A 21,069-nucleotide genomic window follows, 5' to 3' on the forward strand; every position below is an offset into this window, starting at 1 on the left:
AGTACGCGGGGATTCCGATGCGGGTCCCCGCCGGACCTCCGATGCGCCCGCGCCGCCTGCCCCGCGCGGGCAGCGTTTCATCCGATGATCCGGTGGTGTGTTAGCCGAGTGCGCCCCCGGGACCACCGCGGGCGGCGCGGATCGGCCCCGAAGCGCCTCCTCCTACCGAAGGGCAGTACCTCCGTGACCGCAGAACAGCGCCCCGACCGCCCGACGGCCGCCGGCCTGGCCGGCCGGGTGATGATCACCCCGCTCCTGCCGCGCCCCCGGCTGCGCCGCCTGGTCCGGCTGTACGCGGGGCTGACCCTGTACGGGCTGAGCGGTGCGCTGCTGGTCCACTCCGAACTCGGTTCCATGCCCTGGGACGTGCTGCACCAGGGCCTGGCCCGTCAGACGGGGCTGTCCATCGGCACGTGGAGCGTCCTGGTGGGCGCCCTGCTCATGCTGCTGTGGATCCCGCTGCGCCAGAAGCCGGGACTGGGCACGCTGAGCAACGTGGTCGTGGTGGGCATGACGGTGGACCTGTTCCTGTGGCTGCTCCCCGAGACCGATTCCCTGGTGGCACGTGTGGGGCTGTTGGTACTGGGCGTGCTGGTGTGCGCGATCGCGACGGGGTGCTACATCGGAGCCCGGTTGGGCCCGGGGCCGCGTGACGGCCTCATGACCGGACTCGCCGCGCGCGGGTGGTCGGTGCGCCTCGCCCGAACCGCGATCGAGGTGGCGGTCGTGGTCGCCGGAGTCCTCCTGGGGGGCACGGTGGGGGTGGGGACCGTGGTCTTCGCGGTGGCGATCGGACCCCTCGCGCACCTGTTCCTGCCACTGTTGCGAATGCCGGATGAGACACCCGAAACCCCACTGCCGGAGGCCCCTTAGCCATTTCGTCATCGGTCGTTGATCACCGCGTCATAACTTCTGCCCACCAAAATCCCCCAATACCGCACATACCTCGCTGCACTTCCAGATGCACGTGCACTTGCGGGTAGCGCGGGCCCCGCGGAAGGGGGAAGATGGGACCGCGGTGAACGGAAGGACCGTCTTCGGCACAGTTCCTCAGGACCGGCCTTTTCGGCTGCCCTCTCCTGGGCACATACCCGGGTATGAAGGCGCAGGAGAGGCACCCCGGAGGAGTCGCGTGACCCGAACGGCGCCCTGTCCCACCAGCGGGTACGACCTGTTGGCGGGTTGGGGGGATGACCCCCGGCGGGGCGTGCACACGACCGTGCGCGAAACCCTCCGCGATGGTGCGGCAGACCCCCGCGAGACATCGGCGCCGACCGCAGCAACCAGGACGACGTGATGGGGGTGAGCCGCGTGCCCGGCTGGATTGAAGACTACGCAATGATCGGCGACATGCAGACCGCCGCGCTGGTCGGGCGTGACGGTTCCGTCGACTGGGCCTGTCTGCCCGACTTCGACTCCTCCGCCTGTTTCGCCGCCATTCTGGGCGACGACCAGAATGGCAGCTGGACCCTCAGGCCCGCCGACGGCGAGCCCCGCGCCACCCGTCGCCGCTACCGGGGCGACACCCTCATCCTGGAGTCGGAGTGGGACACCGACACCGGTTCGGTGCGGGTCATCGACTTCATGCCTCCCCGCGGCGGCGCACCCCACATCGTGCGCATCGTCGAGGGCCTGCGCGGGTCGGTGCGCATGGAGACCTCCATGCGCATCCGCTTCGACTACGGCCACGTCGTGCCGTGGGTGCACCGCACCGGCGCCGAGCTGGTGGCCGTCGCCGGCCCCGACGCCATCTGGCTGAGCACCCCCATCGAACTCCAGGGCCACAACTTCACCCACGACGCCACCTTCGACGTCACCGCGGGCCAGCGCGTGCCGTTCGTGATGACCTGGCACCCCTCGCAGGTGGAGGAGTCCGACCACCTGGACGCGGAGAAGGCCCTCTCCCGCACCGAGAGGTTCTGGGAGAAGTGGGTCAACCAGTGCACGTACGAGGGGCCCTACCGCGAGGCGGTCATCCGCTCCCTCATCGTGCTCAAGGCCCTCACCTACCGCCCCACCGGCGGTATCGTCGCGGCGCCCACCACGTCCCTGCCGGAGGAGATCGGCGGGGTCCGCAACTGGGACTACCGCTACTGCTGGCTGCGCGACGCGACCATCACCCTGGAGGCGATGATCCGGTCGGGGTACAAGGACGAGGCCCTGGCGTGGCGCGAGTGGCTGGTGCGGGCCGTCGCGGGCGAGCCCCAGCTGATGCAGATCATGTACGGCATCCGCGGTGAGCGCAGGCTCACCGAGTGGGAGGCCGACTGGCTGCCGGGCTACGAGGGCTCCCGGCCGGTCCGGGTCGGCAACGCCGCCGTCGGCCAGTACCAGCTCGACGTCTACGGCGAGGTCATGGACGTGCTGCACCTGGCCCGCCGCCACAACATCCGCGGCGGCGACTACCTCTGGGGGTTGCAGCGGTCCCTCGTCAACTACCTGGAGTGGTGCTGGGACGAGCCCGACGAGGGCCTGTGGGAGGTACGCGGCCCCCGCCAGCACTTCGTGCACTCCAAGGTGATGGCCTGGGTGGCGGCCGACCGCGCGGTGCGCAGCATCGAGGAGTTCGGCAAGGAGGGCCCCATCGAACGGTGGCGGGCCCTGCGCGACACCATCCACGCCGAGGTGTGCGAGTACGGCTACGACCCCCAGCGCAACACCTTCACCCAGTACTACGGCAGCAAGGAGCTGGACGCCGCGCTGCTCCTCATCCCCGAGGTGGGGTTCCTGCCCTACGACGACCCGCGCGTCGTCGGCACCATCGAGGCCGTCCGCAACGACCTCATGGTCGACGGGTTCGTGCTGCGCTACCGCACCGACCTGGAGAACTCCGCCGACCAGCTGCCCGGCGACGAGGGCGCCTTCCTGGCGTGCAGCTTCTGGATGGCCAACGCGCTGCTGTCCATCGGCCGCCAGGACGAGGCCCGCGAACTCTTCGAGCGGCTGCTGTCGCTACGCAACGACGTGGGCCTGCTGGCCGAGGAGTGGGACCCCCGGGCGGGCCGCCAGGTCGGCAACTTCCCGCAGGCGTTCAGCCACGTGCCCCTCGTGACGACCGCCCTCAACCTGGCCACCAGGCAGGGCGGCTGGCGCGCGGAGTAACACCCCTCCCCTGTCCCGGGACGCCCCCTCCCGGCGGCGGGCCCCCGCGACCGTGACGGTCGCGGGGGCGCCGGGGTCACTCCTTGAGGAGGGTGGGGTCCGCCCACACGGGATGGATGTTGTAGTCGTCGCTCTCGACCTCGATCCGCAGGCGCAGTGCGTCCCGCACGTCCACCTCGATCTCCATGGGCTCGCCCAGGCTCAGGGTCTCGGTGACCACCGGTTCGTCGTCCACGTGGACGACGAACGTGGTGGCGGCGCCCGCCCGCGAGTCGTCCTGCACACCGATGGTGGCGGTGAAGGTCGTCCAGTTGCGGCCGAGGTCGTAGTCGACCCAGCCGGTGCACTCCCTGTACTCGGCGTCCGCGCAGGAGCCAGGGGCGAGCGCCCGCGTGTACACCTGGCCGTCGACCTGGGCCCGGCCCGTCTCCGGCTCCCAGCCGCCGCCCTCCGCCAGGTCCACGGGGGTCATCTGCGTGAGGAGGGTGGAGTCGCCCGCGGAGGGAGCCCCGGACGCGTCCTCGGAGCCCGGACCGGCGTCACCCAGCACGGGATCGCTCGCCTCCCCCGTGGGCTCGGCGGCGGTCCCCTCCTGGCCCTGCGACGGCTCCGACGGCTCCGGCTGCCCGGAGTCCTCCGCGGTCGGCTCCTCGGCGGCGACGGTCGTGGAGGACATCCGGTCCATGACGAAGTAGGTGCCCGCCGAGCCCGCGACCATGGCGAGGACGATGACGACGCCCAGCCCGATCAGCAGGGGCTTGCGCGACTTCCTGCGGGCGGGCGCCTCGGCCTGCGCTGGCGTGGGGGCCGGCGGGACCGGGGAGGCGAAGGCCCCGGTGGCGTCGGGGCGCGGTGGGCCCGACCAGCCGGGCCGGTGCCCGGTCGGCGCCTGGTGGTGCGGGGGGACCGGGCCCGAGTACGCGGCGGACCGCCCCTGGGCTCCGGCCGACGCCGGGCGCTGCTGCGGCACGCCCTGTGCGGGCGATCCGGGGTGAGTGCCCTGGGGCGGCTGCCCGGGTCGGGGGCCGGGCTGCCGGGGCGCCCCGGGGCCGCCGCCGCGGGGGCCGCCGGTGGGAGGTGCCGCCTGGGGGCCCTGGGTGTGCGGGGCGCCCTGGGGTGCGCCGCGCAGGCCGCCGACCGGCCGCGGGGGCATGTCGTCGGCGTCGGGCACCGGCGGTCCGCCACGGACCTGCCCGGACGCCGTCGTGGCGGACGGGTCGGAGGACGCGGACGGGGTCTGTGCGCCCGGCCGCCCCTGCGGCGGGGTCGCGCCCGCGGCCGGAGCGCTCACCGGGGGCGGCCCGGAGAAGCGGGCTCCCTGCGGGGGCGCCGCCCCCGCGGAGGCGGTGTCCTCGGACCGCGCAGGTCTGCCGTGGTCGTCAGGGGCACCCTCCCCGGTGCTCCCGGATCCGGGGTCGGAGGGTTCGCGCTCGGGCTCCCCCGTCCCGGCGCCGCCGGGCCCCTCGGCCACGGCCGCCGCCAGGACGGCGTCGCCCGGGTCGGAGACCGGCCCGGTCCACGGCGCCGACGTGGCCAGCGACCGGAGGGCCCGGACCCAGTCCGCGGACGCGGGCCGGTCGGCGGGCTCGGCCGAGAACATGGCCATGACGAGCTCGCGCTCCCGCTCACCCGCGTTCGCGACGAGCGGGAGCGCGCCGAACCGCTCGCGCAGCTGCTCGGGGGCGGGCGGCGGGTCCTCGCCGGTCAGGGTGAAGTAGGCGATCGCGCCGAACGCGTACCGGTCGGTGGCCGCCGAGTACTCGCCGGTGAAGATCTCCGGTGCCGCGTACCCGGGTGTGAACCAGGGGCGTGCGGTCATGTGGCGTGCCGCGATCCGGCTCAGCCCGAAGTCGACCAGCGTCGCCTGGCCCTCGTCGCTGATCATGACGTTGCCGGGTGAGAGGTCCCCGTGCACCACCACCCGCTTGGACGGGGTGGCGCGGCCCGAGTGCAGCACGTCGAGCACCAGTGCGACCTGCTCCAGGTAGCGCAGCGCCTCACGCTGTCCGCGCGGCCCCTCGACGGTGTGCTCGGCCCGCCAGTCGCGCAGGTCGACGCCCTGGACGTAGTTCATGACCAGGTACAGCGCGCGGTCGGTGTACTCCTCCGAGCCGTCGGCCGGATGCTCGGGAGCGCCCTCGAAGTGCTCCCGGACACCGACCACCCCGAGCCGGTTGATGAAGCGCAGCAGCTCCGCCTGCTCGCCCCACTTGGCGCTGAGCTCGGCGAACTGCTCCTCGTTCGAGGTGACGTCGGAGTTGAGGACCTTGACCACGACGGGTTCGGTCTGCCCCGCGAGGGTCACCTCGGCGAGGTAGAGCGTGGCTTCGCCGCCGCGCCCCACCGAGCGGACAAGGCGGTACTTGTCCGGTTGGGAGTCCGGACCGACGTAGAGATGGAGGCTCACTCTCTGACACTCATTCCACACGGGGGGTAGGCGCACCTGGGGCGCAGGGGATCCCGCCCTCGGGCGGGAGACCACAGTAACGCGGGCCGCTGTACTCTTACGCCCTGTACGACCGGAAGGCCGTCAGTGGCCACCGGACGTCGCGCACACGAACGCGAACGGCGGGGGGCCGCGGTGACCGGAGAACGGGTCCTGGGCGGCCGCTACCGTCTGCTCTCCCCCCTGGGCAGGGGCGGGATGGGCGAGGTGTGGCGGGCGGTCAACGAGCTGCTGGACCGGCACGTGGCCGTCAAGCTCATCCGGGCCGGCCGGACCGGTTCCGACGAGGTCGGCGCCCGGTTCCGCCGCGAGGCGCGGATCACCGCCCGCCTCGCGGGCCACCCCAACGTGGTGATCCTGCACGACTTCGGCCAGGACGACGCCCCGGGTGCGTCCGGCTCGGTGTACGCGGTGATGGAGCTGGTGCCGGGCCGTCCGATGACGGCGGTGCTGCGGGAGAGCGGGCCCATGCCGGTGCCGCGCGCCGCCGACCTGGTGTCGCAGGCCGCGTCGGGGCTGGGCGCAGCGCACGCGGCCGGGGTCGTGCACCGGGACGTCAAGCCGGGCAACCTGATGGTGGTCGAGGACGGCGCGGGGGGCGGCACCGTGAAGGTGCTGGACTTCGGGATCGCCGCGATCACGGCCGCCACCCAGAGCCGCCGCATCACGCAGGCGGGCCAGGTGATCGGCACGCCCCTGTACATGTCGCCCGAGCAGGTGCGCGGTGAGCAGGTCGGGCGGTCCGGCGACCTCTACTCCCTGGGCGCGATCCTGTACGAGCTTCTGACCGGGCGGCCCCCGTTCCGCTCCGACCGTCCGCTGTCGGTCCTGCGCATGCACCTGGTGGACGTTCCCCCGGCCGCGTCGGAGCTGCGCCCGGAGATCCCGGCTCCGCTGTCGGACCTGGTGGCGTCGATGCTGGCCAAGCGCGCCGAGGACCGGCCCGCGAGTGCCGGGGAGGTGCGGGACCGGCTGGCCCCCTTCCTGCACTCCCTCGCGGAACGGCCCTCCCGGCCGCGGTCACTGCCGGGTCCGAGCGGTCCCGTGCCGGTCCCGGGCACCCGGCCCTACACGCGGGCGGGGGCCACCCGCGCGGAGACGGCCGGCCCGGAGGAGCCCGTGCGCCTGCTGGCCCTGGTGGACGAGGCGCGGTCCCTGGCCGACTCCGGCCAGTTCGCGGCAGCGGCGCGTGACCTGCGCGGTCTGCTGCCCCGGATGCTGGCGACGTTCGGACCCGACCACCAGGACACCCTGAGGGCGCGCCGCCAGGAGGCCTACCTGACCGGGAAGAGCGGGGAGCACCGGTCGGCGGTGACCGCCCTGGACTCCCTGTTGGCCGACCTGATGCGGGTCCACGGCGCGCGGCACCCGGAGACGCTGGCCGTCCGGTACTACCTGGCGACGAACGCGGGGCGGGCGGGGGACCACGCGCTGGCCGCGCGGGTCCACGGGGAGCTGGTGCCCGACCTGGTGGCCGTGCACGGGCCGGGTTCCGAGAGGGTTCTGACCACGCGCCTGTACCTGGCGTTCGAGGTCGGCGAGGCGGGGCGGCCCGAGCGGGCCGTGGAGCTGCTGGAGGAGCTGGTGCCGGACCTGACCCGGCTGCTGGGCGAGGACGACGCGGCCACGCTGCGGGCGCGGCACTACCACGCCGCCTACCTGGGCCACGCGGGCCGACCGGCCGAGGCCGCGCACCGGTACCACGCACTGCTCGCCCAGTACACGCGGGTGCACGGCGCGCAGAGCGACGCGACCGCGCGCATCCGCGCCCACCTGCAGCAGTGGCAGGACCGCTCCCGCCGCTAGATTCCCTGTGCTCTCAACGGTGGTGGGCGTACCGTGCATCCCATGGCAGCTCTTCGAGAAGTGACCGTCGACCGGGAGGCGGACGCGGGCTACCTCGCGCTCTCCGGCGCTCCCGTGGCGAGGACGGCCGACCACGGGTCGTTCGTCGTGGACTACTCCACCGACGGCAGCCCTGTGGGGATCGAGGTGCTGACTCTCGACCGACCGCTCGATGTGCACGGAGTACTGGAGGTCCTGGGCGGCACCGCGGTGGACCCCGACACCGACGCGTGGGTGCGCGCCTTCGCCGCCCGGATCGGCGACGACCGTGTGCCCTCGCCTCCTCCGGCAGGACGCCCGGGACCGCGCCCACCCGCGAACGGAACACGCTTCCCCGCCACCTGAGGGAGACGGGCGCGGAGCTCGCGGCGCGCAGGTGAGGTGGGGGCCGGAGGGCCGATCGCCCGGAAGGGGCGTGGTTGTCGCTGTCTGCCGCTAGTGTTCTGGCCATGGCCAAGGACCTCAACGAAATCATGGACGCCGGGTGGGCGAAGGCCCTGGAGCCGGTCGCTCCGCAGATCGCCGCGATGGGCGACTTCCTCCGTCAGGAGGTGGCCGACGGGCGCACCTACCTGCCCTCCGGGGACCACGTCCTGCGCGCCTTCCAGCAGCCGTTCGACGACGTGCGCGTGCTGATCGTGGGCCAGGACCCCTACCCCACCCCCGGCAACGCGGTGGGGCTGAGCTTCTCCGTCGCCCCCGACGTGCGCCTGCCCGCGAGCCTGCGCAACATCTACAAGGAGATGCAGGAGGACGTCGGGACGACCATGCCCTCCAACGGCGACCTCACCCCGTGGGCCGACCAGGGCGTGCTCCTGCTCAACAGGGTGCTGACGGTGGCCCCGGGCAGCGCCGGGTCGCACCGGGGCAAGGGCTGGGAGGCCGTGACGGAGCAGGCCATCCGGGCACTGGCCGAGCGCGGCAAGCCGCTCGTGGCGATCCTGTGGGGACGCGACGCCCGCAACCTGCGCCCGATGATGCCGGGCGTGCCGTGCGTGGAGTCCGCTCACCCCAGCCCGCTGTCGGCGCGCAACGGCTTCTTCGGTTCGAAGCCGTTCAGCAGGACCAACGCGATGCTGGAGGAGCAGGGCGCCCAGCCTGTCGACTGGCAGCTGCCCTAGGCCCCCGGGCCCCGCGCCCTCCCCCACCCCTGTCGACCTGTGGACTCGGCACCGCCCCCGGTGCCGGGTCCGACCGCGTTCCACCCCTCGAAAGCGGAAAGGCCCCCTGCGATGGCGAAGAAGCTCACCTACGCTGACGCCCTGAGAATCCTCGGCAAGAACGACTCGGACCTGCTGGGCTTCGCGGAGAAACTGGCCGACGGCGGGCTGGCCCTGGTGGGGGTGCCGGACCTCTTCGGGGCCCGGTCCTACCTGGTGGGCAAGGGGCGGCAGGCCGTCGAGGGGATCCGGGACAAGCTCAGCGGCGAGAGCCGGATGTCGCGGACCGAGAAGATCGCCGCCGCGTACCGCGTCCTGCAGGTCGTCTCCCTCCTGGAGGCGGTCGAGGAGTCCTGGGACACGGCCTCGATGCCGTTCCCGCTGGAGGACCTGGAGCTGACCTCGGAGGGACAGCTCGACCTGTTCCAACAGGAGCTGTCCGCCTCGGAGCCCCCGGGGCCGTTGGTGCTCGCGCACTCCCAGGAGGCGGACGGGACCGCTCCGGGGGCCACCTCCTACCTCGGAGCCGCCCAGGCCTTCGGCCTGGTGGTCGCCGGATCGGCGGAGGCCGCGGAGCACGGCATCACGTCCGCCCATCACCCCTCCCTCCAGCTGCTGACGGCGGACCTCCCCCGGCGCGCGCACGAGCGCTTCCAGGAGAACTACCGCAGGCTCGCCGCGGAGATCCCCGAGTTCGGCATGTGGGCACACCTCGACGCGCACGAGGACACGCGTCGGCGCCTGGACGCCGGGTTCGGCGACCTGCACCGGCGGCTGTCGGCGATCGGCTCCCGGCGCGGAGTGGACGTCCGGCGCCGGGAACTGGCCGCCTCCTACCGGGCGGTCCTGCGCCAGCCCGTCCTGAGGACGGACGAGACCGCGCAGGGGCTGGTCCTGCCCCCGCTCGAGGACGCCTACATCCCGCCGCACGGCCGGATCGCGCGGATCCACGGCGGCGCCTCGCCCTCGGTGGAGGCGTGGTGGCAGCAGCAGACCCTGTTCGACGACCTCCAGGTGTTCCTCGCCGCCCACCTGGTCCACACCGACAGCACCGAGTTCCCCACCGTCGTCCTCGGCCACCCCGGGGCGGGCAAGTCCAAGTTCACGGAGATGCTCGCCGCCCGGCTCCCCGAGTCCGACTTCCTCCCGATCCGGGTGGAGCTGCGCGCGGTCCAGCCCAACTCCCCCATCCACGTGCAGATCGAGGAGGGGCTGGCCGCCACCCTCCACACCCGGGTGTCCTGGCGCGAACTCGCCGAGTCGGCGGACGGCGCGCTCCCCGTCGTCATCCTGGACGGATTCGACGAACTCCTCCAGGCGACCGGGGTGGACCGCTCCGACTACCTGGAGCGGGTGCAGGAGTTCCAGCACCAGCAGGACGCGCTGGGCCAACCGGTGGTGGTCATCGTGACGAGCCGCACCGTGGTCGCGGACCGGGCGCGCTTCCCCGACGGCACCGTCGTGATCCGGTTGGAGCCCTTCGACGGGCCGCGGATCGGGCGCATGCTGGAGGTGTGGAACCGGGCCAACGCGCGGGCCTTCGCCTCCTCGGGCCTGGCGCCCCTCACCCCCGATGTCCTGGCACCGTACTCGGAGCTGGCCGAGCAGCCGCTCCTGCTCCTGATGCTGCTCATGTACGACGCCGGGGACGGCGCCCTGCGCAGGGCGTCGGACGCGCTGACGCACGGGGAGCTGTACGAGCGGCTTCTGGCCATGTTCGCCAGGCGCGAGGTGGAGAAGCACCGGTCCGGGCTCAGCAGGCGCGACTTCGACGCGGCGGTCGATGACGAGCTGCACCGCCTGGAGGTCGCCGCCCTGGCGATGTTCACCCGCCGCAAGCAGAGCGTCGGCACGGAGGAGTTGGACCGGGACCTGGCGGTCCTCATGCCCGACGCCGCGCTGCGCCCCGCGGACACCGACCTGCACGGCCGCATCGACCCGGCGCACCAGGTGCTCGGACGCTTCTTCTTCGTCCACGAGGCCCGCGCCAGGGTCGGCGACGGCACGGCGAGCGTGTTCGAGTTCCTGCACGCGACCTTCGGCGAGTACCTGGTGGCCAGGGCCGTGGTCGCCGCCCTGGCCGACCTGGACGACGCCCGGTCGCGTTCGTCGCGCCGCAGGGGCAGGAGCGTGCGCCCCGACGACGGCGAGCTGTTCGCCCTGTCGTCGTTCGCGAGCTACGCGGGGCGCGACAAGGTGGTGGACTTCCTCTCCGAGCTGCTGGAACGACGGTTCGCGGACGAGCCGGAGGCACGCGAGGACTACGCGGAACTGCTCGTCGAGCTGTTCCAGGAGGCGCCGTTCCCGGCCTCCCACCGCTCCTACACCGAGTACGAGCCCTCCCGGCTGCCGCTGACCCGCCGCGAGGGGAACTACACCAGCAACCTGATGATCCTGCTGGTCCTGGTCCGCCAGGAGCCGGTCGACGCCCGGGAGCTGTTCCCGGGAACCCCCGAGCCCGACCAGGCCCTCCTGCACACGACGTCGTTGTGGCGCACCCTCCCCGGCGCGGAGTGGTTCAGCATCGTCTCGACGATCCGCGTCCGCCACCTGGACGGCTGGTCGGAGAGCGGCCCGGTCACCGTCCTCGACAGGGAGGACGGCTCACCCGTCGACGTCGGCGAGTGCCTGGGGTTCGAGCTGGGCAAGCGGGGAGGGTCCCGTCCGGTCGTCGTCGACCCGTACGGCATCTCCGTGCCGTACGACTCGGTCACCTCCCGTCTGATCCGGTCGATGGCGATGCGCGTGAACGGCACGGCGGCGCGCTTCGCGATCGGGCTGATCCCTTTCCTGCGGCACATCTCCACGGATCTGGGCACCTGGTACGAGGACTCCAAGGACGACCGGGTCTGGTCCGAGCTGCACGAGGTCCTGCGGCTGCGGCTGGAGCCCGCGCACCTCAGCCCCCACCAGCGCCTGGACACCTACAGGAGGCTGCTGTCGCAGTCGACTCTGGGCTGCCTCGAACTCATCACGCTGACCCAGGCCGCCGAGGACCTGGCGTCAGCCTCGGCGGCGCCCTTCCCGAACGTCATGTCCGAACACCTGGGCACACTGCTCCGCCGCTACTTCGCGCGCCTCAAGGACGCCGTTCCGGGCCCGCGGCTCAGCGAGGCCGTCGTCATGCCGGTCCTGGCCTCGCTGCCCGACGACGTCGTCACCGCCCAGGTGGCGGAGTACGTCCGGGGGCTCCTGGACGGGCAGGAGGCGTCGCCGCACCTGCCCGAGCCCGTCGACTCCGTCCCGCCCGGCCGACGGGTGGAGGCGGCGTACAACCAGTCCGGAAGCGGCGGGGGCCTCCCCTAGGCCGCGTTCCGCGGATCATTCCGGGCTCGCGTCCCCCGGGCTGCCTCTCGCCGCGCCGACTGCGCTCGGACAGCCGAACCCGGGCTGACCCGCGCTACTCGTCTTGCGAGAGATGGCCTGGAAGCCGCTCGCGTCGATCGGCGCAAGCGCCGAGTCAACCGAAAGCATCCACGGAACACGTCCTAGCCCGGGGCGCCGGCCCGGCGGACGCGGCGCACCAGCGCCGGGACGACGTCGCCGATGGGGTCGTGCAGGACCGCGCCCGCGAAGTCGTCGTAGGGGGTGGGCTCGGCGTTGACGACGACCAGGGAGGCCCGCGCCATCATCGCCACGTCGCACAGCCCCGCCACCGGGTGGACGGTCAGCGAGGTGCCGACGGCGAGGAAGACGTCGCACTCCTGGGCGGCCCGGGTGGCCGCGCCGATGACGTCGGAGTCGAGGCGCTGGCCGAAGGAGATGGTGTCGGACTTCTGGATGCCCCCGCACTCGACGCAGTGGGGGTCGGACTCCTCGTCCAGCCGCGCCAGCACCGTCGGGGCGGGGGTGCGCAGCCCGCACTCCATGCACATGATGCGCAGCATGGTGCCGTGCACCTCGATGACGGCGTCGTCGGGCACCCCGCCGCGCTGGTGGAGGCCGTCGATGTTCTGGGTGATGAGCGCCCGCAGCCGCCCCATGGCGGACAGGTCGGCGAGTGCCCGGTGCGCGGCGTTGGGCTCCGCCTCCCACACCGGGTGGGCGCGTCGCTGCGACCAGACCTCGCGGCGCACGTCCACGTCTCCCATGTAGGAGTCGATGTCCGACATGGCCTCCGCGCTCGGGTTCGTCGTCCACAGGCCCTTCGGCCCCCGGAAGTCGGGGATGCCGGAGTCGGTGGACACGCCGGCGCCGGTGAGCACGGTGATGCTCCCGGCGGACGCGAGGAGGTCGGCGGCGTGCTCGAACTCCTCGGGGTCGGCGAACGGCGCGGCAGGGGTGCTCATCGAGGCCATACCCCATTGTGACAGCGGCGCGGGACCGGGTCCTCCACGCCCTCCGCCGGGTCCTGGCGGGGTCCTTCGCGGGGCCGTAGCCTCGGGAACCGGGGGGTGCGGACGCGAAAAGCCCGGCCGATGCACGCGAGAGGGGCAAAGGGTGCAAAAATCATCCCAATCATGAAGCAGCCGTCCTACATCCTCGTGGTCAACGGGACCAAGGTCCAACGCCCGGTGTTCGTCCTGGGCGCCCCCCACTCCGGGGTCTCCGAGGTCGCCCGCGCCCTGTCCCGCGCGCCCGGGTTCCACCTGGGGGCGGGTTCCTCGGGCGTGCTCAACGCCGTCTACGCCGTGGCCAGACGCCCGTCGCTGGCCCGGGAGAAGGTCGCCGGAACGGCGAGCCTCCTTCGCGAGGCCTACGCCGAGGCCTGGCAGCTCACCCCCCTCACCTGTCCGAAGTGCCCGGGACCGTGGGCCCGCGTGCCCGCGAACGCGTCCGCGGAGCCGTGCGAGCACAGCGCCGAGGCGCACCGCTACGGTGACGCCAGTCCCGACCTGCTCTTCGCCGCGACCGCCCTGCACGCGGCGTTCCCCGACGCGCTGTTCGTCCAGGTCATCCGGGACGGGCGCGACGTCATCGCGGACATGATGGACGACGAGCGCTCCCTGGCCTGGCTGAAGCCGAGCTTCATGAAGCTGGACCACGAGTTCCCGAACCACTTCTTCGGGCTGGAGGACCAGTCGGACCTGGACGCTTTCACGGAGGGCTCCACCGCCGCCAAGTGCGCGATGCGCTGGCGGGGCGCGGTGCGCATGTCCGCGCTGCTGCGCCGGGAGATCGGGGCCGACCGTCTGCTGACCCTTCGCTACGAGGACCTGCACGGCGGCGAGGTCGAGACGGCGGAGCGGCTGCGGGAGTTCTGCGGCGCCCGGGTGTCGGCGTCGGAGCTGTTGAACGACCAGTCGTGGGGCGTGGGTTCGTGGCGCGACCGCCTCTCCCGCAACCAGCACGGGGACGTGCACGAGGTGGCGGGTGTGGAGTTGTCCCGGCTCGGCTACCTGTGACCGCCGTCCCCCTGGGCTGAGCCGGCGCCGGCGGGGCGGCAGGTCCGCCCCACCGGGGGCGGCCGGGACGTCGGGCGCCCGGGCGGTCTCCCCCGGCAAGTGCCCGGGGCGGGGCCGAGCTCTGCGCCCGGCCCCGATGAGGGGCCTGCTACGGCACGTTCCGGCGACCGGACCCCGTGACGGCGAACGGCCCGGTGGCGAGCGTCTCCTCGGCCTCCTCGACCAGCTCGCGCGCCTCGGCCCCGTCGATGAGCCCGTCCTCACCGGTCTCCGGCACAACGGCGGTGCACACCAGCGCCACGAGGGCGCCGGGCTCCAACAGGTCGGTCACGCCCACGACGGCCATCGGCGGGTAGTAGCGGCCCATGTGGCGCCGGTAGACCGAGCCGATGGTGCCGCTGTTGACGCGGTAGGACCTCATCGACGTGGTGTACACGCACATGTCCACCACGTGCGCGGGCTCGGCCCCGGCGGCGCGCAGGGCCTCCACCAGGTTGGCGAGCGCCCGGTCGAACTGCTCCACCACGGACTTCCCGGCGACCCTGCCGTCGGAACGTCGCGCTATCTGTCCGCCGACGCGGATGACCTGCCCGGGTCTGACCACGAGCGCGTGGGAGAACCCCACCGGGTCGGCGAGGGAAAGCGGGTTGACGATCTGGTGCGGTGTCCGGTCCATCGGCGTCCCTCCTTGTTCCTGCGGCTCCCGCCGCGCGGTCCGGAACGGTCCCCCGGGGGGAGGTCCGCGGACGTGCGGCTACGATGAGCGCATGTCGATCACACTGCTGTTGTCCGCTGTCGCCCTTGTCGCCGTGCTGGCGCTGTTCGCCGCGATCTTCGTCGGAGGCGCCGTCTACACCGGCCGCGTCCGCCGCCACGGCATCGAGGCCGTCCTCGCGGGTGCCCGCAAGCACCGGGAACTGCGCGGCTAGGTCGCGCTCCTCCTCACACGCGCCGCGTCCCGGCCACGGTGAGCCCCGGCCGGGCGTGGTGGGGCGGCCGGGCCCGCACGGCCCCGGGGGCGTGTCCCGTGCGTCTTTCGGGGCTCGCGTCCGCCGGGCTCCCCCTCGGCGCGGCGTCGCGCCCGTGGAGCACGAGCGGGCCGAACGCCGCACACCGCGTCCCGCGAGAGACCGCCCGGGCTTTGGCCCGCGGATCCGAGGGGCCCCGGGCAGGGCTCCCTAGTCGCCGTCGAACTCGTCGGGGTCGGGACCGAACCTGGTCCCGGTGTCGAGTTCGCTGATGCGGTCCATCTCCTCGTCGGAGAGCTCGAAGTCGAAGACCTCGAAGTTGGACCGGATGCGCTCCGGGGTCACCGACTTCGGGATGACCACGTTGCCCAGCTGGATGTGCCAGCGCAGGAGCACCTGGGCCGGCGTGCGCTCCTGCTCCTCGGCGATCGCGGTGACCGCGGGGTGGTTCAGGAGCCTGCCGTGACCCAGGGGGCTCCACGCCTCGGTCGCGATGTTGTGTTCGGCGTCGAAGCCGCGCACGGCCTCCTGGGTGAGCAGCGGGTGCAGCTCGATCTGGTTGACCATGGGCGCGATCCCGCCCTCCTCCATGACCCGCTCCAGGTGCGGCACCTGGAAGTTGCACACGCCGATGGCGCGCACACGGCCCTCCGCGTAGAGGCGCTCCATGGCCTTCCAGGTCGGCACGTAGAGGTCGCACCGGGGCAGCGGCCAGTGGATCAGGTACAGGTCGAGGACGGCCAGGCCCAGCAGGTCCAGGCTCTCGTCGAAGGCCCGCAGCGTGCCGTCGTAGCCTTGGTCCCGGTTGGCGAGCTTGGTGGTGACGAAGAGGTCGTCCCGGTCCAGCTCCGCTCTGCGCAGGGCCTCGCCGACCCCCTCCTCGTTGCCGTAGGCGGCCGCGGTGTCGATACTGCGGTATCCCGCCTCCAGCGCCGTCGAGACGGCGTCCACCACCTCGTCGTCTGGTACCTGCCACACTCCGAAGCCCAGCTGCGGCATTCGCACACCATTACTCAGAGTGATGCCGGGAACCGTCATCTGCTCTCATCCCCCGTCGGCCCTGAACGGTCCTGCTTCGTACGACGTGCGGCCTTCCCCGTGCCGCAGTCGCATACTGCCACGTCGGGGCGGGCAGCGGCCCGAGGCTGCGCCGCTGATGCGCGGGCTTTTTACCGATACCCACCGCCCTGCGCGCCCTCGGCCCCCGCCGTCCTCCCGGGCGCGCCGCGGCGCGTGACCGCCCGGTAGGCTGCCGGGCCGAGGCTGGAGGTGACCGGTGGGACACGAACAGCGCGCCCGGGTCAGTGCGGGGCTGGTGCGGGACCGCGCCGGACTGGTGGAGCGGATCGTCGCCGAGGTGTACGCCGAGGTCCCCGCCTACCGTGCGCTGCACGGCTCCCAGTTGGCGGAGGTGCGCGCGATCACCGGGTGGCTGGTCTCCCGCTCGCTGGAGCTGTGGGTGGCCGGGGAGACGCGGCTGCCGCCGGAGGACGTGGAACGGCTGCGGGGCATCGGGCGCTCGCGCGCCGCGGACGGGCGTTCGATCGGCGCCGTCGTCCGGGCGCACCGGGTCGGGTCGGTGGCGGCGGTGCGCGTCGTCTGCGAGTACGCGGCGGGAAAGCTCGACGCCGCCGACGTGTTCGCTCTGAGCGAACTCTGGCTGACCTCGATCGACCAGATCTCCGAGAGCCTGTCGGTGGGCCACGCCGAGACCGCCCACCGGCTGGACGCCGACCGGGAACGGGCGCGGAGGGCGTTCCTGGACGACCTCCTGATCGGTCGGCAGGCCTCGCGGGGGGCCATCCGCGACCGGGCGAGGACTCTGGGCATCGCACCGCCCGATCCGGCGGTCCTGGTCGTCGCGGAGACGGAGGGGACTCCCGCCGACGGTTCACCGCGGGCGGACACGGTGTCCGCCGGAATGGGGCTGCTGGGCCTGGTCGAACCCGCCGGGGCGGACCCGCTGCTGACCACGCGCTCGGGGCGGGTGGTGCTGCTTGCCTCCCCGGACGACGCCGGCAGGGTGGCCGCCGTGCTCGGCGCGCACCCGTGGCGGGGGTGCGTACTCGCGCCGCGCGCGCTCGCCGACATGTCGGCCGCCTACCGGTTGGCCGACGACGCGATGGAGACCGCTCCCCCGCACGCGTTCGACCCCGAGGGGCTGCTGCGGGAGGCCGACGCCTGCGTGCTTGCGCTGCTGAACGGCGGTCCGGTCACTCCGGCGTCGGTCCGGCGCACCGTGCTCGGTCCGCTGCTGTCGGCGGACCACGCCCATCTGCTGGAGACCCTGCGGGCCTACTTCCGGGAGGGCGCGGCAACGACGGCGGCGGACGCCCTGCACGTCCACGCGCAGACGCTGCGCTACCGGCTGCGCCGGGTCCGGGAGCTGACCGGCCACGATCCGCACCGGCCCTGGCCGCGTTTCGTACTGGAGACCGCCTGCGCCATCGCCCCCTGAACCCGCGGGGCGGACCGGGCCCGCGCCCGGCCACGGTCCGGGGCGGGTACACCGCGTCCGCCGCCGGGCGGGACGGGGCCGGACCACACGGGTCGGCGCGTGCGCGGCGCATGGCCGGAAACGGCCACCGGTGCTGGTCCCCGGGCGGGGGCCGGTGGGACGCACGGGGTAGGAACCACCCCGAACCCCCGGTACGAGAGGCACGCCATGTCCGTTTCCCAACCGCAGTTGCACGGCCCCGCGTTCGAGGCCGACCCCCACCCCGCCTACCGGTGGTTGCGGGAGCACTCCCCCGTGCACCGCGTGGACCTTCCCGGAGGGGCGTGGGCGTGGCTGGTCACCCGTCACGAGGACGCGCGGACGGTCCTCGCCGATCCCGACATGCTCAAGGATCCCTCGGCGGGCAACGCCCTCTGGCACGCGGCCGGCCTCGGGCTGCCCTACGACCACCGACCCAGCCTGGTACGCAGCATGGTCAACGTGGACGGGCCCGACCACACGCGGCTGCGCCGCATCGCGGGCCGGGCGTTCAGCCCGCGCAGGGTCCGGACCCTGGTGGAGAGCGCGGAACGCGTCACCGCCGACCTGATGGACGGCATCGCGGCCTCCGACCGGCCGGATCTGGTCCGGGACCTCGCCTATCCGCTGCCCATCGCGATCATCTGCGACATCCTGGGCGTTCCGGAGGCCGACCGGCCCGAGTTCCACCGCCGGGCCGCGGTCCTCGACTCCGCGTCCTACGAGGAGAAGGAGGCCATCGCCGCGACCACCGACTGGTTCGACGGCTACCTGGGGGAGCTGGTGGACGCCCGCCTGTCCGAGCCCTCCGACGACCTGCTCGGCGACCTGGTCGAGGCGCACCGCACCGGCGGGCTGACCCGCGACGAGGTGACGTCGACGGCGTTCCTGCTGCTGGTGGCCGGGCACGAGACGACGGTCGCGCTGATCGGGAACATGCTCTTCACCCTGCTGCGCCGCCCGGAGCGGTGGGACCGCCTGCGCGCGGACCGGACGCTCCTCGACCCGGCCGTCGAGGAGTCTCTGCGCCTGGAGAGCCCCCTGCAGAACGCGACCTGGAGGTTCCCGGGGAAGCCGACCACCGTGGGAGGAGTCGCCCTGGAGGCGGGCGATCCGGTCCTGGTCTCCCTGCTGTCCGCGGGCCGGGACCCCGAGCGCTACGAGGACGCCGACGGGTTCCGTCCGGAGCGCGGGGACTCGCACCTGGCGTTCGGGCACGGCGCGCACTTCTGCGTCGGGGCGCAGCTCGCCCGGATGGAGGTGCGGGTGGCGGTCGGCGCCCTGCTCGACCGGTTCCCGGGGCTGCGGCTGGCGGTGGACGAGTCCGAGCTGCACTGGTGGCCGAGCATGATCATGCACGGACTGTTCTCCCTGCCCGTGAGCCTGGAGCGGTGACGGCGGACACCGGGCGCACCGCACCCGAATCCGGCAAAAGCACAGAAAACTTACCCCGGGTTGGCGGGACGTTAGTCGCCCGGCGGCAGCGGGTATCCGAGACTGACACACGGAGCGCACCGCCGTGTGCGCTCCAGTCGCGAGAGCGAGTCACACCGACTGGAGGGGGACCAGAGTGACGACCGCAGACCGCAAGGCCCGGACGACGCCCAAGCCCAGGAGCAGCCAGCCGTGGCTGCACCAGAAGGGCAAGGAGATCCAGGAGTTCGGCACCGTCCGCCAGCTCCCGGTCGGCCTCTCCTACGACGCGCGGATGTACTCGTGCCAGCGGCTCAACCAGGTGCTGTGCGACACCCGCATCCTGCACGACCTGTACAAGAAGCACCACTGGCTGATGCGCGGGCACACGTTCTACCAGCTCCACCTGCTGATGGACAAGCACGCCGACGAGCAGACGGAGCTGATCGACAACATCGCCGAGCGGATCCAGACCCTGGGCGGGGTGGCCGTCGGCGACCCGAGGCACGTCGCGGAGATCACCAGCATCCCGCGCCCGCCCAACGGCGTCGAGGAGGTTCCCGCGATGCTCTCCCGCCTCCTGGAGGCGCACGAGACCATCCTGGAGGACTGCCACGACGCCGCCGCGCGGACCCAGGAGGCGGGCGACGACGGGACGAACGACCTCCTGGTGTCGGACGTGATCCGCACCAACGAACTGGAGGCCTGGTTCGTCGCCGAACACCTGGTGGACACCCCGCTCGTCCACGTCTGAGGCGGGTACCGCGCAGGCCCGTCGGAACGGGGCCCGAACGCGTCGGCCGAGGGGCCGGGCCCACTGCCCGGCCCCTCGTCGCGTGCCGCTCCCGGGATCCGGGCACGTGTCAGGCCAGGGTCAGCACGATCTTCCCGGTGGTGCGGTTCGCCTCACCCAGTTCGTGCGCCTTCGCGACGTCCTCCAGCGGGAAGGTGGCGGCGACCAGCGGCTTCAACCGGCCCTCGTCCACGAGCGCGGTGACCGCCTCCAGGCCCTTGTGGTCGGGTTCGACCATCAGGGTCACGCCGCGGATCCCGGCGCCCGCCTCCGCCGCCGCCCGGGCGACCCCCTCGGTGCCGAACGGGTCGGTCAGGCCGATGTACAGGCCGCCGGGGCGCAGGGTGCGCAGCGACCGCTCCAGGTAGTCGCCCCCGATGCCGTCGAGCACCACGTCCACGTCGTCGACGGCCTCGGCGAAGTCCACCGCCTCGTAGTCGACCACCCCGTCCGCGCCCAGGCCGAGCAGGATGTCGTGCTTGGAGGCGCGCGCGGTGCCGATCACGTGGGCGCCCCGCGCCCTCGCGATCTGGACGGCCAGGTGGCCCACGCCGCCCGCCGCGGCGTGGACGAGGACGCGCTGCCCGGACTCCACACGCGCGGTGTCCACCAGGGCCTGCCAGGCGGTGAGCGCGGCGAGCGGGAGGGCGGCGGCGTGGACGTGGTCCAGCCCCGCGGGCTTGGGGGCGAAGTGCCGCGCGGGACCCGTGACGTGGTCGGCGTAGGCCCCGGGCGTGTGGGGGAAGTTGGGCATCCCGTACACCTCGTCGCCGACGGCGAAGCGGGTGACCCCGGGAGCGACGGCGGAGACGACCCCGGAGACGTCCCAGCCCTGGCCGAACGGGGGCGTGTGCCAGTAGCCGGTGGACCGCATCTTCCAGTCGGTCGGGTTGACGCCCGCGGCGTGCACCCGCACCCGGATGTGGGTGGGGTCCGGCTCGGGCACGGGGGCGCCGACCACGTCCAGTACCTCGGGACCGCCGACGGTCTTCTGCTGGACGGTGCGCATCTGCTCTGTCATGGGCCCAGCTTCCCGTTTAAGGTATCCCTTGTATAGAAGGCACTTCTCCCATCTGTAGGTACCTGGTGTATACCACTCCTGACTTGCGAGAACTCGGCGGCGCCGATGTCTACCTGCGGAACTGTGCGTCCCGCAACGTCCTCTCACTGCTGTCCAACAAGTGGCTGTGCCTGGTGGTGGGGGTGCTCTCCTCCGGTCCCGCGCGCTTCGGTGCGCTGCGCCGCCGTCTGGACGGCATCACGCAGAAGATGCTGACCCAGACCCTGCGCGAGATGGAGCGGGCGGGGCTGGTCGACCGCCGGGTGTATCCGACGACGCCGCCCCGGGTGGAGTACAGCCTGACCCCGCTCGGCGCCGAACTGGAGACGCTGATGGGGGCGATCCGCGTGTGGTCGGAGGAGCACATGGGCGAGATCGCGACCGCCCGTGCGGACTACGACGAGCGCGCCGCCCGGCCGGTGGAGCCCCTGTAGGCTCCCGGGCGGCCCGTCCCGGGGCGT

Annotated in this window: 17 protein-coding genes; 12 read left to right on the forward strand and 5 right to left on the reverse strand. The window is 73.0% G+C overall.

Translation table 11 applies throughout. The features are described 5' to 3' along the window. Nucleotides 1-240 precede the first annotated feature (240 nt). Entirely contained in the window at nt 241-873 is a 633-nt protein-coding gene (gene yczE / locus Q8791_RS12175; protein WP_407941990.1) for a membrane protein YczE, read from the forward strand. Between the two features lie 423 nt (nt 874-1,296). Beyond that, on the forward strand, nt 1,297-3,102 hold the full coding sequence (locus Q8791_RS12180; protein ID WP_330091766.1) for a glycoside hydrolase family 15 protein: 1,806 nt from the start codon (nt 1,297-1,299) through the stop codon (nt 3,100-3,102). 76 nt (nt 3,103-3,178) lie between these two features. Here the strand turns inward: Q8791_RS12180 and Q8791_RS12185 are convergent, their stop codons facing one another. Then, on the reverse strand, nt 3,179-5,509 hold the full coding sequence (locus Q8791_RS12185; protein ID WP_330091767.1) for a protein kinase domain-containing protein: 2,331 nt from the start codon (nt 5,507-5,509) through the stop codon (nt 3,179-3,181). Nucleotides 5,510-5,683: 174 nt separating this feature from the next. Between Q8791_RS12185 and Q8791_RS12190 the strand changes: the two genes are divergently transcribed. The 4 genes from Q8791_RS12190 (at nt 5,684) to Q8791_RS12205 (ending at nt 11,859) form a co-directional block, all read left to right on the forward strand. After that, complete coding sequence (locus Q8791_RS12190; protein ID WP_330091768.1) at nt 5,684-7,354, forward strand: serine/threonine-protein kinase; 1,671 nt, start codon at nt 5,684-5,686, stop codon at nt 7,352-7,354. Between the two features lie 42 nt (nt 7,355-7,396). Beyond that, nucleotides 7,397-7,738: a DUF2283 domain-containing protein gene (locus Q8791_RS12195; protein WP_330091769.1), complete on the forward strand. Its 342-nt coding sequence runs from the start codon at nt 7,397-7,399 to the stop codon at nt 7,736-7,738. 104 nt (nt 7,739-7,842) lie between these two features. Next, nucleotides 7,843-8,514 carry a uracil-DNA glycosylase gene (locus Q8791_RS12200; protein ID WP_330091770.1) on the forward strand — a complete coding sequence of 224 codons (672 nt, stop codon included), beginning with the start codon at nt 7,843-7,845 and terminating at the stop codon, nt 8,512-8,514. Between the two features lie 111 nt (nt 8,515-8,625). After that, nucleotides 8,626-11,859 (forward strand): NACHT domain-containing protein, encoded by a 3,234-nt coding sequence (locus Q8791_RS12205; protein ID WP_330091771.1) that lies wholly within the window; start codon nt 8,626-8,628, stop codon nt 11,857-11,859. 182 nt (nt 11,860-12,041) lie between these two features. Here the strand turns inward: Q8791_RS12205 and Q8791_RS12210 are convergent, their stop codons facing one another. Beyond that, nucleotides 12,042-12,851 (reverse strand): SIR2 family NAD-dependent protein deacylase, encoded by an 810-nt coding sequence (locus Q8791_RS12210; RefSeq protein ID WP_330091772.1) that lies wholly within the window; start codon nt 12,849-12,851, stop codon nt 12,042-12,044. A gap of 162 nt (nt 12,852-13,013) precedes the next feature. On the opposite strand from Q8791_RS12210, the gene Q8791_RS12215 reads away from it, so the two are divergent. Next, nucleotides 13,014-13,898, forward strand: a complete 885-nt coding sequence (locus Q8791_RS12215) for a sulfotransferase family protein (RefSeq protein ID WP_330091773.1) — start codon at nt 13,014-13,016, stop codon at nt 13,896-13,898. 148 nt (nt 13,899-14,046) lie between these two features. Here the strand turns inward: Q8791_RS12215 and Q8791_RS12220 are convergent, their stop codons facing one another. After that, nucleotides 14,047-14,574: a RidA family protein gene (locus Q8791_RS12220; RefSeq protein WP_330091774.1), complete on the reverse strand. Its 528-nt coding sequence runs from the start codon at nt 14,572-14,574 to the stop codon at nt 14,047-14,049. Between the two features lie 91 nt (nt 14,575-14,665). Between Q8791_RS12220 and Q8791_RS12225 the strand changes: the two genes are divergently transcribed. Then, nucleotides 14,666-14,827, forward strand: coding sequence for a hypothetical protein (locus Q8791_RS12225; RefSeq protein ID WP_330091775.1), 162 nt, complete (start codon nt 14,666-14,668; stop codon nt 14,825-14,827). 249 nt (nt 14,828-15,076) lie between these two features. Here Q8791_RS12225 and Q8791_RS12230 read toward each other — a convergent pair whose 3' ends face one another. Next, a complete protein-coding gene (locus tag Q8791_RS12230) occupies nt 15,077-15,904 on the reverse strand; it encodes an aldo/keto reductase (RefSeq protein WP_330091776.1) in 828 nt (275 codons plus the stop codon). A 238-nt stretch (nt 15,905-16,142) separates the two neighbouring features. Between Q8791_RS12230 and Q8791_RS12235 the strand changes: the two genes are divergently transcribed. From Q8791_RS12235 to Q8791_RS12245, 3 genes are all read left to right on the forward strand, one after another. Continuing rightward, a complete protein-coding gene (locus Q8791_RS12235; protein WP_330091777.1) occupies nt 16,143-17,324 on the forward strand; it encodes a PucR family transcriptional regulator in 1,182 nt (393 codons plus the stop codon). Between the two features lie 207 nt (nt 17,325-17,531). Next, complete coding sequence (locus Q8791_RS12240; RefSeq protein WP_330091778.1) at nt 17,532-18,737, forward strand: cytochrome P450 family protein; 1,206 nt, start codon at nt 17,532-17,534, stop codon at nt 18,735-18,737. Nucleotides 18,738-18,912: 175 nt separating this feature from the next. Further along, nucleotides 18,913-19,509 carry a Dps family protein gene (locus Q8791_RS12245; RefSeq protein WP_330091779.1) on the forward strand — a complete coding sequence of 199 codons (597 nt, stop codon included), beginning with the start codon at nt 18,913-18,915 and terminating at the stop codon, nt 19,507-19,509. Nucleotides 19,510-19,618: 109 nt separating this feature from the next. Here the strand turns inward: Q8791_RS12245 and Q8791_RS12250 are convergent, their stop codons facing one another. Further along, nucleotides 19,619-20,569 carry an NADP-dependent oxidoreductase gene (locus tag Q8791_RS12250; protein WP_330091780.1) on the reverse strand — a complete coding sequence of 317 codons (951 nt, stop codon included), beginning with the start codon at nt 20,567-20,569 and terminating at the stop codon, nt 19,619-19,621. Between the two features lie 83 nt (nt 20,570-20,652). Here Q8791_RS12250 and Q8791_RS12255 point away from each other — a divergent pair, with 83 nt between their 5' ends. Beyond that, nucleotides 20,653-21,042: a winged helix-turn-helix transcriptional regulator gene (locus tag Q8791_RS12255; protein WP_330091781.1), complete on the forward strand. Its 390-nt coding sequence runs from the start codon at nt 20,653-20,655 to the stop codon at nt 21,040-21,042. Nucleotides 21,043-21,069: the final 27 nt, after the last annotated feature.

Origin of the sequence: Nocardiopsis codii, assembly GCF_036327455.1 — a bacterium.
Classification (GTDB): domain Bacteria; phylum Actinomycetota; class Actinomycetes; order Streptosporangiales; family Streptosporangiaceae; genus Nocardiopsis; species Nocardiopsis codii.